The 12883-nt window shown below is 74.1% G+C and carries 9 protein-coding genes; 4 read left to right on the forward strand and 5 right to left on the reverse strand.

Annotated elements, in window-relative coordinates; all coding sequences use genetic code 11:
* Window positions 1–446 precede the first annotated feature (446 nt).
* A complete protein-coding gene (locus EDD39_RS37040; RefSeq protein WP_162870335.1) occupies window positions 447–980 on the forward strand; it encodes an RICIN domain-containing protein in 534 nt (177 codons plus the stop codon).
* A 448-nt stretch (window positions 981–1428) separates the two neighbouring features.
* Complete coding sequence (locus tag EDD39_RS37045) at window positions 1429–2841, forward strand: amino acid permease (RefSeq protein WP_123563947.1); 1413 nt, start codon at window positions 1429–1431, stop codon at window positions 2839–2841.
* Window positions 2842–2977: 136 nt separating this feature from the next.
* Here the strand turns inward: EDD39_RS37045 and EDD39_RS37050 are convergent, their stop codons facing one another.
* The 3 genes from EDD39_RS37050 to EDD39_RS37060 all read right to left on the reverse strand — a co-directional run bounded on the left by EDD39_RS37050 (window position 2978) and on the right by EDD39_RS37060 (window position 6313).
* Complete coding sequence (locus tag EDD39_RS37050) at window positions 2978–3796, reverse strand: hypothetical protein (protein WP_148089600.1); 819 nt, start codon at window positions 3794–3796, stop codon at window positions 2978–2980.
* 32 nt (window positions 3797–3828) lie between these two features.
* Entirely contained in the window at window positions 3829–4722 is an 894-nt protein-coding gene (locus EDD39_RS37055) for an oxygenase MpaB family protein (RefSeq protein WP_123563949.1), read from the reverse strand.
* A 106-nt stretch (window positions 4723–4828) separates the two neighbouring features.
* Window positions 4829–6313, reverse strand: a complete 1485-nt coding sequence (locus EDD39_RS37060) for an MFS transporter (RefSeq protein WP_123563950.1) — start codon at window positions 6311–6313, stop codon at window positions 4829–4831.
* Window positions 6314–6415: 102 nt separating this feature from the next.
* Between EDD39_RS37060 and EDD39_RS37065 the strand changes: the two genes are divergently transcribed.
* On the forward strand, window positions 6416–7306 hold the full coding sequence (locus EDD39_RS37065; RefSeq protein ID WP_123563951.1) for a helix-turn-helix transcriptional regulator: 891 nt from the start codon (window positions 6416–6418) through the stop codon (window positions 7304–7306).
* A 605-nt stretch (window positions 7307–7911) separates the two neighbouring features.
* On the forward strand, window positions 7912–10221 hold the full coding sequence (locus EDD39_RS41840; protein ID WP_244257497.1) for a SpaA isopeptide-forming pilin-related protein: 2310 nt from the start codon (window positions 7912–7914) through the stop codon (window positions 10219–10221).
* A 94-nt stretch (window positions 10222–10315) separates the two neighbouring features.
* Here EDD39_RS41840 and EDD39_RS37075 read toward each other — a convergent pair whose 3' ends face one another.
* The gene (locus EDD39_RS37075) at window positions 10316–11125 is read right to left on the reverse strand and encodes a class I SAM-dependent methyltransferase (RefSeq protein WP_123563952.1); all 810 of its coding nucleotides are present in this window, start codon (window positions 11123–11125) and stop codon (window positions 10316–10318) included.
* Complete coding sequence (locus tag EDD39_RS37080) at window positions 11115–12842, reverse strand: thiamine pyrophosphate-dependent enzyme (protein WP_123563953.1); 1728 nt, start codon at window positions 12840–12842, stop codon at window positions 11115–11117. The genes EDD39_RS37075 and EDD39_RS37080 overlap by 11 nt, the downstream gene beginning before the upstream one ends.
* Between the last annotated feature and the right edge of the window lie 41 nt (window positions 12843–12883).

The following is a 12883-nucleotide window of genomic DNA, read 5'->3' on the forward strand; positions in this document are numbered from 1 at the left end:
TCCGGGTCCTTCCGGTGGGAGCCCTTTCCGGGCGTGCGCGCCCGGCCGTGCGGCGGGGCGGACGGAGGTCGTGGTCACGCTCGGGCTCCTCGGACGCGGGCGGAGCCGGTCGCATGGGGTTGTCGACCCGGCACCCAACGTAACCGCCTCGTCTCGCCTGCTGCCAACCGGCTTCGGCCTTCCGAACCCTTCCGGCGGGCCGATCGTGTGTCATCGAACGGATTCCGGGCGGCCCGGGCGCCGACAGCGTAGAGCGGCGCCGTCCTTCGAAATCGACCGTCCACCGGAGGCCGTTCGGGCGTCGTGGACGGCGGGCGAAAAGCTGTGATCTTCATACGGCCGATCCGCTAGGGTGCCGCTCGGTGGCCGGGGGGCCGATCAAGCCCGTCGGTGACACCCCGCACCAACTCTTCGACCTTCCTTCCGACCTGATGAGGATTCCCGTCTTGGCTCTCAAGTCCCGTGCGGTCGCCGCTCTCCTCGGCGCCGGTCTCGCGCTCACCGTCGGCGTGCCCGGCGCCAGCGCCGACGACTACCACCCTTCCGCCCTTCCGAACACCGTCGTCATCGGGAGCGCTGCCAGCCCGCACTGCCTGGAGATCGCGGACTGGGGCACCGCCGACGGGGCGTCGGCCCGGCAGTGGTCCTGCACCGGGGGTGCCAACCAGAGCTGGCGCTTCTCGGGCGGCTCCCTGGTCAACGTGAACAGCGGCAAGTGCCTGGAGATCGCGGACTGGGGCACCGCCAACGGGGCATCGGCCCGGCAGTGGTCCTGCACCGGCGGCGCCAACCAGAAGTGGCTCTGGACGCACATCCCGGGCACCGGCTACACCCTGCGCAACGTGAACAGCGGCAAGTGCCTGGACACGCCCGGCAACACCAACGGTGTCCGTATCCAGCAGTGGGACTGCTGGAACGGCGACAACCAGATCTGGTACGGCTTCGCGGTCGGCAGCGGCCCGGCCCCCGTCGACTACTAGCCAGCGCCCGGTACCGCCGACCGGACCTCGTGACCGGTGACGGCCCGACACACCTCGCCGGCCGCCCGCGCCCGCCGCGGCCGGCGAGCACCGGGAAAACCACCGCCCCCGCCTCCGCGTCCGCCCGGAACGGGGGCGGTGGCATTCCCCGGATGCCGGGAACTGCTGCTCTGCCCCGTCGGGCCCGGCCGCCCGCCCCGGAGGCGCACGGCGGCGACGGCCCGTGCGCCGTGGCGGGAACCGGTGCGGTGGCCGAGCAGGTGTGCCCCGCGTGGCATGAGGTCCTCCGGCTCCCGCTGCTGTCCGGGAAGCCCGCAAAGGCTCAAATGGTCCTCAATTTTTAGAGGATAATTTGCATTAGGGGTTACGAATCCAAGGCATTGCGTATGAGCTTCCATGCATTGCGCGCAACCACCCTCGCGTCGCGCAGAGAGGCAGCAGAAGACGGATGACCACCCACACCCCCCTCTCCCCAGCGGAAGACCCCACCGGGACGCCGGGTCCGGACCACCTCAAGGCCGGGCTGAAGAACCGCCACCTGTCCATGATCGCGATCGGCGGCGTGATCGGCGCCGGCCTGTTCGTCGGCTCCGGCGCCGGCATCGCCGCGACCGGCCCGGGCATCCTGCTCTCCTACACGCTGGCCGGTGCGCTGGTGGTGCTGGTGATGCGGATGCTCGGCGAGATGGCCGCGGCCGACCCGCAGTCCGGCTCGTTCTCGGCGTACGCCGACCGCGCGCTCGGCCGGTGGGCCGGCTTCACGATCGGCTGGCTGTACTGGTTCTTCTGGGTCGTCGTGCTCGCCGTCGAGGCGACCGCGGGCGCGAAGATCCTGCACAACTGGATGCCCGGCGTCCCGCAGTGGGGCTTCGCGCTGATCGTGATGGCGGTGCTGACCGCGACCAACCTGTCCTCGGTCTCCTCGTACGGCGAGTTCGAGTTCTGGTTCGCCGGCATCAAGGTGGTGGCGATCGGTGCCTTCCTCGTGGTCGGCGCGCTCGCGGTGTTCGGCGTGCTGCCGGGGACCCGCGCGGTCGGCGCGGACAACCTGCTGCACCACGGCGGCTTCCTGCCGCACGGCGTCGGCGCGGTCTTCACCGGCATGCTCACCGTGGTCTTCGCCTTCATGGGCAGCGAGATCGTCACCCTGGCGGCCGGCGAGTCGCCCGACCCCGCCCGCGCGGTGGCCAAGGCCACCAACAGCGTGATCTGGCGGATCGGCGTCTTCTACCTGGGCTCCGTCCTGATCGTCGTCACCCTGCTGCCCTGGGACTCCGCGGACGTCACCTCCAGCCCCTACGTCGCCGTGCTGAAGCACGTCGGACTGCCCGGCGCCGCGCCGCTGATGGACTTCATCGTGCTCACCGCGGTGCTGTCGTGCCTCAACTCCGGGATGTACACGGCCTCCCGGATGGCCTTCTCGCTGGGCAGGCGCGGCGACGCGCCCAAGGCGTTCGCCCGGGTCACCGGCCGCGGCGTGCCGCGGACCGCGATCCTCGCGTCGGTGGTCTTCGGCTTCGTCGCGGTGTTCTTCAACTACACCTCCCCGAAGACGGTGTTCAGCTTCCTGCTGAACTCCTCCGGGGCGGTGGCGCTCTTCGTCTGGCTGGTGATCTGCGTGTCGCAGCTGCGGCTGCGCCGGATCCTGGAGCGCGAGACGCCGGAGAAGCTGACGGTGCGGATGTGGCTCTACCCGTACCTGACGTGGGTCACCATCGGCCTGGTCGTCTTCGTTCTCGGCTACATGTTCACCACCGCCGATGGCCGCCAGCAGATGGTCCTCTCGCTCGTCGCCGCCGCCGTGGTGCTGGTCGCCGCGCAGATCGTCGGCCTCCGCCGCCGGGCCGCCGCCCGCGACTGATCCGGGCGCCGCACCCGCGGCACCCGCGACGGCATCCGCGACGGCACCCACCGGCGAGCGGGTGCCGTCCGGGTCCGTCCGCTCCACCGACACGGGACACGGGCCGACGGGCCGACACACCGACGTGCCCGGAACCTCAGCCTTCCCGTTCGCGCCGCCGTCCCGCACCGGCCCGCAGGGTCCGGCGCCGCCGCGGCCTCCGCGGTCGGGACGAGCGGGTCGAGAGGACCGTGGGCGCCTGCCGTGCCACGCCCTGACCGATCGCCAGCGCGAGGGAGAGCACCTCCACGCCCGCCGCGACCGCTGCGATCCGGAACTGCCGGGCACCGGTGGACGGCGTACCCACGAGCACCGGGACCTTCCCCCGCGGGTCCACGGTGACGGTGACGACCTGACCCGCCTTCAGCCCGTCCGCGTCCACCCCGCCGCCGGGAATCGGCCGACCCGAGAGATCGGCCAGAAGGGCACGGCGGGTCGGTGCCTCCGTCCCACCGTCGACCGAGTACACCGAGGTCACCGTCGCCCGCTCCACCGTGCCGCGGGCGTGGAGCGCCCGCTGGTTCAGGCCGGAGCAGGTCAGGTAGGCGACCGTCATCGCGGCGACGGGCACCGCGACCACCGCCACGACGCCCCATCCCCGGGGGACCTCCATGTCCGGCACCAGCCCCACCAGGAGGCAGAACACCAGGAAGAGGAGCAGCGGAAACCCGAACAGCGCCACGAACGCGTTCTGCGTGACGTACATCAGAACGCCGGTGCCGACCTCGACGCCCGGGAACACCACCGAACAGAGCACCAGGAGCACGACCACAAGGCCGACCCGCCGACCCCACCGTGCTGTACGACCTGCCATGGCCCACCCCCCGATCGCCCGCACCCAGTCAACAACCCACGACTGACATCTGCGGCGGCGGCCGGACCGCCCGGTCGGCCCGTTCGGTTCGGTCGGCCCCACGAAGAACGGAGCCCTCGCGCAGCCGAGCCGCCTCAGACCTGTTCGCGGGGCACGGGCATCGCCCAGCGGATCGCCCGCACCACGGCCAGGCCGGGCGGACGGACCGCCGCGGCGCTGAGGGGATCGGACGGCAGGCCCAGCAGGGCGCGGTGCTCCGGGGCCGGCAGGCCCGTGGCGGCCGCGGCCAGCGCGCCGTAGGCGGGACGCACGAACAGGGGGAGGGGCGGGTGGAACAGCAGGAAGCGGACGGCGGCCCGGGCCTCGGCCGTCCTGGCCAACTCCGGCCGGTAGGAGCGCAGGACGGCGGCGAGGGCCGCGCGGTCGCGGGGCGGGTCCGGCACACCGAGGGCGGAGGCCACCTCGGCGGTGTCCGCCACGTAGGCGTCGCAGCCCGCGGCGTCCAACGGCCGGGCCCCGTAGACCTGGTGGGCCCGCAGGAAGCTGTCGGTCTCCGCCGCGTGCACCCAGGCCAGCAGGTGCGGGTCGTCGGCACGGTACCGGCGACCGCTCGCCGTGGTGCCGCGGATCCGGGCGTGCACGGCGCGGACCCGGTCCACCGCGGCCCGGGCGTCCTCGGCGGTGCCGAAGGTGGTGACGGCGAGGAAGGTGCTGGTGCGCTGGAGCCGCCCCCACGGGTCGCTGCGGTAGCCGGAGTGCGCGGCGACCGCCGCCATGGCGGACGGGTGCAGCGACTGGACCAGCAGCGCGGCCAGCCCGCCGACGAACATCGAGGCGTCACCGTGCACCGTCCGGATCGGCCGGTCCGGGGCGAACCAGCGCACCCCCGGAGTCCCGTGGATGCGCTGCCGCACCGCCGGCCCGTCCGGCCCGGCCACCCTCGCGAACAGCGCCGCCCCCAGCCGCTCCCGCAGCCCGACCCGCTCCCGCACCCCGCCCGACGACACCCCGTCGCGCTCCACGTCCATGCCCTCCACGGTAGGCGCCGATCCGGACGGCACCAAGCCGCCCACCTGCCCACCTGCCCGCCCGCCGACCGGCCCGACCGGTCAGCGGGCCGGCCGCACCGTCCGCCTACACCCCGTCCCCGTTTCCGTTTCCGTCCCCGGCCCGGGCGATCCGGGCCGCCAGGAAGGCGAACGCCAGGGCCAGTACGGCCTGCACGGTCACGGCGACGGCGAAACCGCGGGACAGCCCGCCGCCGGCACCGCCACCCGCACGGCCGCCGTCCGCCGTCGCGGTGGCCACGGCGTGGAAGAGCCCGCCCAGGAGCGCCACACCCAGGCCGAGGCCGAGTTGCTGCAGCGTGGTGAAGAGCCCGCCGGCGACGCCCGCCGCCCAGGTCGGGGTGCGCGACAGGACCGTGCGCAGGACCGGGCCGTACATCAGGGCCTGGGTGACGCCGAGCAGCACCAGCAGCGGCTGCAGGGCCGCCGGGGCCCCGTCGCGGGTGCCGTCCACGGTGAGGGCGAGACCCAGGAGCACGGCCGCCTGCCCGACGGCCGCGCCCGTCATCGTCCAGCGCCCGGTGCGGCGTTCCACGGTCGGCAGGACGAGGGCGGTGACGACGAACGCCGCGCCGAAGCCGAGCAGCAGCAGGACGGTGCCCCACGCGTCCACGCCGAACGCGCTCTGGGCGAGCGCCGAGAACTCGTACAGGAAGGCCCCGTAGCCGGTGAAGAACAGCAGCGTCATCACCAGGCCCCGGCGCACGGCCGGGGTGCGCAGCACGCCCGGCGGCACGACGGGCAGTTCGCCGCGGCGTTCGGCGGCGCGCTGCGAGCGGGCGAAGACGGCGAGCACCGCGGCGCCCGCGGCCAGCATCACGGACACCGGGGCCGGGCCGCCCGCGGAGGTGCCCAGGGTCAGCGGCACCACGACGAGGAGCAGGCCGGTGCCGAGCAGCGCGGCCCCGCGCAGGTCGAGCGCCAGCGGGGCCGTCGAGCGCGACTCGGGCACGGTGCGCAGGGCGACCAGCGCCGCCGCGCCCAGCGCCCCGGTGAGCACCTGGACCAGCCGCCAGCCCCAGTGCTCACCGGCCGCCTGCGCCACCGCGCCCGCCAGCAGCTGGCCGGTGACGGTGGCGATGCCGCTGACGGCGGCGAACAGCGTGACGCCCAGCGCCCGCAGCCGCCCGGGCGCCGTGGACTGGATGGTGGACAGCACCTGCGGGGTGAACAGCCCGGCGGCGGCACCCAGCACGGCGCGCAGCACCACCAGGACGGCCAGGTTCGGCGCGAGCGCGGCCAGCACCGAGGCCGCGCCGAACGCGCCGACCCCGGCCGCGAGCAGCCGGCGCCGCCCGAACCGGTCACCCAGGCGCCCCGCGACGACGAGGGTCGCGGCGAACGCGGTGGTGTACGCGGACAGCACGAGCTGCCCGCCCGACACGCCCACCCCGAGGTCCGCGGTGATCGCGGGTTCGAGCAGGTTGACCGACCCGAACGTCATGTTCACGGGCAGGTAGGCGAGCAGCAGGACGGCGAGGCCGCCGCCGGTGAGGGCGCGTGCCGGACGCGGCACCGCGGGACGGGCGAGGGAAACGGTCTGTGCGGTCATGACCACGACCCTGCGCCCCCCGTGATCCTGGTACCAGGAGCCTGCCGATACGGGTACCGGCACCACCTGGATCCACCCGCCGCGAGCCGCGACACTGGTGCGGTGACCTCCTCGACGTCCGACCGCAGCGCCCTCGGCGCCTTCCTGCGCGCCCGCCGCGCCCGCCTCACCCCCGGCGACGTGGGCCTGCCCGCGGCCGGCCGCCGCCGCACACCCGGCCTGCGGCGCGAGGAGGTCGCGCAGCTCGCCGGCGTCGGGGTCACCTGGTACACCTGGCTCGAACAGGGCCGGGCCAAGAACGCGTCCGACCAGGTCCTGGACGCGGTCGCGCGCGTCCTGCGCCTGGACGCCGCCGAGCACCGGCACCTGATGGTGCTCGCGGGCCGCGGCACGGCCGCCGAGCCGGGACCGCCGGTGGACCTGCGCCCCGAACAGACCGCCCTGCTGGCCAAACTGCTGCCGTACCCGGCCGCCGTGCAGACCGACTGCTACGACCTGGTCGCGGCCAACCGCACCTACCGCTACCTGTTCGCCGACCTGGACGCGTACCCGGTCGAGGAACGCAACTGCGCCTGGCTGATGTTTACCGAACCGAGCTGGCGCAACAGCCTGCTCGACGAGGACACCGTCCTGCGCGAGATCACCGCGAAGCTCCGCACCCGCCAGCCCGAACACCGCGACGACCCCCGCTGGAACGCCCTGATCACCCGGCTGCGCCAGGAGTCGCCGGACTTCGTGCGGCACTGGGAGTCGTACGAAGTCGTGGGCGACCGCACCCAGCTGCGCCGCTACCAGTCCCCGCGCGTCGGCACCCTCGACGTCCAGTTCCAGAGCCTGTGGCTGGACCGGGCCCGGGACGCCCGGATCGTCGTCATGACCCCCACCGACACCGCCACCACCCAACGCCTGGAACGCCTCGACTCCCTGGTCGGCGCCGCTCCGGCCTGGACCTCCCGCGACGACTCCGCCGACAACGCGGCCACCGGCGCCTGACCCCACCGCCCCGGGCCCCGCTCCCCGCTCCTCGCTCCCCGCCCTCGGCCCCCGGCTCGGTCGGCTCCGGGCGACACCTCGGCAGCACCGATTCCGGTCGCGCCGTCTCTGGGCGCCCGGGCCGCACCGGTCGGTGACCGGAGGCCATCTGCAGGGCGTCGTCCGCACGACCGGGACCGGTGCCGCCACGTGCAGGCCGTCGGGGCGCCTCCGTTCCCGAGCGGGTGGGGGTGCGGGAGGACCCCGGGGGAGTGGCGGGTCCGTCCGTTCGGCGGCCACCCGTGCGGCCGCACCGTTCGGCCGTCGGAGGGCCGGAGGCGGGGCCGTCCGAGGGGATGTCAGCGCGTCGTGGGTTCGTGGACAACGGGTCGTGACGAGACTCGGGCGTCTCGTTCCCACTCGCCGAGAGGACCCAGGTGGCAGCAGATCAGCATGTGTCGCCCGTACGGAGAAGACGATGGCTGGGCCGGGTGCTGAGCACCGGCCTCGCCGCGACACTCGTACCGTTCGGACTGGCCGGTGTCGGCCCGGGGGCCTGGGCCGCCGGGCTCCCCGGTGGCCTCGGGCCGTGCCTGGGGGCGGACTGCCCGGCGACGTTCCCGCCGGTGAACAACGGGCCCTTCGCGGGCCGCGACGCCAACATCAACGTGTTCGTCGGCGGCGACTTCAACGTCACCGGGTCGGCCGCGGAGGCCGAGGGCAAGGTGGTGACGCTCGGCAACTTCTCGCAGAACAAGGCAGCGGGCGTCAGCGCCGTCTACAACGTCGGCATCGCGGGCGTCGGCTCGCGCGTCCCGCCGCCGGACGGCTCGGACTTCCTCACCACCGGCGGCAACGTCACCGTCGCCCAGGGCCAGCGGCTGATCGCGGAAGGCGGCGTCGTCCGGCACGCGGGTACGGTCAGCGGCACCGTCGAGGGCACCGTCGTCCAGGATGCGCAGGCCGTCGCCGCCTACACCCCGCTGCGCAGTCAGTTGCAGGCGGCCAGCGAGTGCTACGCCGGCACCGGGACGCCACGGCCCGCCACGGGGACCGCGGTCAACCAGAGCTTCCAGACGCTGTTCACCGGTGACGGCACGTCAGCGCTCCAGGTCTTCAACGTGGACTTCGACCTCACCACGAGCGGTGGCGCCCAACAGGGCATCGTGTTCCAGAACATCCCCGCCAACGCGACCGTGCTGGTCAACCTGACCGGTGCGGCCCGCACCGTCAGCACCTTCAGCGGCGGCATCGACGACACCGACCCGCTCAACCAGCTGCGCGAGCGCCTGCTGTGGAACGTCCCGACCGCCGGCTCCGTCACCTTCACCGGCACCGGCCAGTTCCAGGGCAGCATCCTGGTGGGCAACCCGGCCAGCACGACCACCGTCAACATGCCCGGCCTGAACGGCCGTTTCTTCAGCACCGGAACCCTGGACCACACCTCCGGCGGCTCGGGCGGCACCGGCACCGAGATCCACGCCTACCCGTTCAACGGCGACCTCCCCACCTGCGGCACGCCCACCCCCACCGCATCGACCTCGGTCACCAAGGTGGACTCGGCGAGCAACGCCCCGCTGGCGGGCGCGGTGTTCCAGCTGTGGCGGGAGACCAACGACATCCCGGGCCTGCAGACCACGGGGGCGAATCCGGACACGGTGGTCGGATCGCCGTGCACCACGCCGGTCAGTGGGCAGTGCTCCGCCACCGGTCTGCCGCTGGGTACGTACTACTGGCAGGAGACCGCGGCCCCGCCCGGTTACGACCTGCCGGTGCAGGACGTGAGCACGGTCGTGCTCGGTACGGACGGTCAGGACGTTCCGGTGACCGTCCAGGACACCAAGTCGCCCGTCCCGCTCGGCTCCACCACCGTCACCAAGGTGGACGCGGCGAGCAACGCCCCGCTGGCGGGTGCGGTGTTCCAGCTGTGGCGGGAGACCAACGGCGTTCCGGGCCTGCAGGCCACCGGGATCAACGCGGACACCGCGGTCGGGTCGCCGTGCACCACGCCGGTCAGTGGGCAGTGCTCTGCTGCCGGTCTGCCGCTGGGTACGTACTACTGGCAGGAGACGGCGGCCCCGCCCGGTTACGACCTGCCCGCCCAGCGGGTGGCCACGGTCGTGCTCGGCACCGACGGCCAGGACGTCCCGGTGACCGTGCGAGACAGCCGGACGCCGGACGCCACCGGATCCACCGGCGTGACCAAGCTGGACGCGGGGACCGGCCGACCGCTGGCCGGTGCGGTGTTCCAGCTGTGGCGGGAGACCAACGGTGTTCCGGGCCTGCAGGCCACGGGAGCGGACGCGGACACCGCAGTCGGCCCGCCGTGCACCACCCCCGCCACCGGTGGCTGCCGGGCGGCCGGCCTGCCGCTCGGCACCTACTACTGGCAGGAGGTGTCGGCGCCCGATGGCTACGACCTGCCCGCCGAACCAGTGACCACGGCCGTCATCGCCGCCGCCGGGCAGAACGTGCCGGTCGTGGTGAAGGACGCCCGGACGCCGGAGAAGGGATCGGGCGCGACGAAGGTGACCAAGGTCGACGCCGAGACCGGCGAGCCGCTGGCCGGTGCGGTGTTCCAGCTGTGGCGCGAGACCAACGGCCACCCCGGTCTCCAGACGCTCGGCGCCAACGCCGACACCAAGGTCGGCGAGCCCTGCACCACCGGCGACGACGGCGTCTGCGCGGCGCAGGACCTCCCCCTCGGCACCTACTACTGGCAGGAGGTGTCGGCGCCGGACGGCTACGCCCTGCCGGCCGACCCGGTGACCGAGGTCGTACTCACCAAGGACTGCCCGTGCGTCGAGGTCGCGGTGAAGGACACCCGCCTCTGCCCGCCCAAGCCCTGCCCGCCCAAGCCCTGCCCGCCCAAGCCCTGCCCGCCCAAGGGCGACCACGGTCCGAACAAGCCGTGGGACCGACCCCGTGAGAGCTGACGGGTAGTCACACCGCGTGCAGGAGAGGTGCCCTGGCCCGCCGTAGCGGGCCAGGGCACTCCGCTGTCGCCGTCCAGCCGCACTCCGCGGCCCGCTACGCCGGCGTCCTGCGGCAGGGGCGGCGGGCCGCCGACAGCTCCGGATGCGGGGAGGGGACGAACTCCAGCCCCGCCCGCGTGACCTCCGCCGCCAGTGCCGCGGGCTCCAGCGGCCACATCGAGAACGCCTCCCCGGCGCTGCGCACCGTCCGGCCCTCCCGCTCGACCCGGTAGTCGAAGACCATCCGCAGCACGCCGCGGTCGGGCACCCGGCGGACGTCCGCCCGGTAGCTCTCGGTGCCCAGCCGTACCGGGCCGAGAGCCGGCAAGTCCTCCGCCGCGGAAGGGAGTTCCGTCGGCGGAGGATCGAACAGCAGCAGCCCTCCGGGCACCAGCGCCCCGGCTGCCGCCCGCCACAGCGCGCGTCGCGCGGCCGGCTCCACGCAGCCGACCACGTTGGCCGCCACCGCCAGGTCGGCGACCTCGACCAGCCCGGCCTCCTCGGCCCGGCCCGGGTGGACCGTCAGCCGGGCCCGCCGGTCCGCGCCCAGCGCCGCCGCCCGGGACATCAGCACCGTCCGCATCGCCGGGGCGGGCTCGACGGCGTGCACCGGCACGCCCGAGGACTCTAGCAGCACTTCGGTGACGAGCCCGGTGCCCGCGCCGAAGTCGACGATCCCCTGCCGGGCCCGGCCGGCCGCGGCGGCGAACCACCGCCGGGCCCGCCGCCGGTCGCCCTCCGCCTGCAACAGGTCGTAGAACTCGGCGCTGACGGCGTAGTCGCTCTCCTGCGGTGCGCTCGTGCCGGCCGCCGCCCTGCCGGGTCGGGCCGGGGCAGGGCCGGGAGCGCGGGTGTCATCCGCCATGGCTGCGCAGCGTCTCCTTGACCTTGGCGATGGCGAAGCCCCAGCCCTGTTCGACGGTCGGCTTCGCCGGGACGGCGATCTCCTGCGGGTTGGTCAGCACGTCCAGCAGCACCGGCCCGGGCGTGTCGAAGGCCCGCCGGACGCCGTCCGCCAGCTGGTCGGGGCCGGTGACCCGGATGCCGGTCAGGCCGAGCGCGTTCGCCACCGCCGCGAAGTCCGGATTGTCCAGTTCGGTGCCGAACTCGGGCAGCCCCGACTGCTCCTGTTCCAGTTTGACCATGCCGAGCCGCCGGTTGTCGAACACCACCAGCTTCACCGGCAGCCGGTACGTCCTGATCGTCATCAGGTCGCCGAGCAGCATGCTCAGCCCGCCGTCCCCGCAGAACGCCACCACCTGCCGCTCCGGGAAGAGCAGTTGGGCACCGAGCGCCTGCGGCATGGCGTTGGCCATCGAGCCCAGGTTGTACGAGCCCAACAGCCTCCGCCCCCCGCGCATCGTCACGAAGCGCGACAGCCAGACGGTCGCCATGCCGGTGTCGGAGGTGAACACCGCGTCGTCGGCGGCCACCGCGTCCACGGCCGCCGCCAGCGCCTCCGGGCGGACGTCGCCGTCGCGGTTGTCGAACGCGCTGCGCAGCCTGCCCAGCAGGCGGTGGTCGTGCCGGGCGTCGGCCAGTTCGCGCTGGCCCTCCTGCCAGTCGGCGAACCGCCCGAGCGCCCCGTCCAGGTGCGAGCGGTCCTCCACGGCGTCCAGCAGCGGCAGCAACGCGCGCAGGGTGGCCGCGGTGTCGCCCGCCAGGCCGACGTCCACCGGCGTGCGGCGGCCGAGGTGGCGCTCGTCCAGGTCGATCTGCACGGCCTTGCAGCCCTCCGGGTACCAGTCGCGGTACGGGAAGTCGGTGCCGAGCATGACCAGCGTGTCGCAGGAGTCCAGGGCGTGGGCGGCCGCCGGGTTGCCGATCAGGCCGGTCTGGCCGACCTGGTACGGGTTGTCGTCCTCGAAGCCCTCCTTGGCCTTCAGGGTGAGCACCATCGGCGCGGCCAGCCGCCCGGCCAGCTCCCGCACCTCCGGCCCGGCCCCCCGGGCACCCCGGCCGACCAGCAGCGTCACCCGCTCCCCGGCGTTGATCAGCTCGGCGGCCCGCCGGACGCCCTCGTCGTCGGCCCGGGTCACCGGACGGGTGCGCGGGAAGCGCGCCGCCCGGTCGTCGGCCAGTTCCCGCTCGCCCAGGTCGCCGGGCACGGTTAGCACCGCCACGCCCCGCTCGGCCAGCGCCGCGCGCACCGCCGCCTCCAGCAGCCGGGGCAGCTGGTCGGGGGAGGAGACGGTGGCCCGGAACACCGCGACGTCCCGGAACAGCAGGTCGTTGTCGACCTCCTGGAAGTAGTCGCCGCCGATCTCCGCCGACGGCACCTGCCCGGCGATCGCCAGCACCGGCGTGCGGCTCTTCGCCGCGTCGTACAGGCCGTTCAGCAGGTGCACCGACCCGGGGCCGACGGTGCCCATGCACACGCCCAGGTTCCCGGACAGCTGCGACTGGGCGCCGGCCGCGAAGGCCGCCGCCTCCTCGTGCCGGCAGCCCACCCACTCGACGCCCTCGGTGGTGCGGATGGCGTCCGTCAGCGGGTTCAGGGCGTCGCCGACCACGCCGAAGACGTGCCTCACCTCCAACTCCCGGAGGGCGTCGACGATCACGCGGGCCACGGTCCGTGCCACGGGGAGCTCCTTCTGCGAACAGGGGTGCGGGGATACGGGGG

Origin of the sequence: Kitasatospora cineracea (assembly GCF_003751605.1) — a bacterium.
In the GTDB taxonomy this organism is placed as follows: Bacteria; Actinomycetota; Actinomycetes; order Streptomycetales; family Streptomycetaceae; genus Kitasatospora; species Kitasatospora cineracea.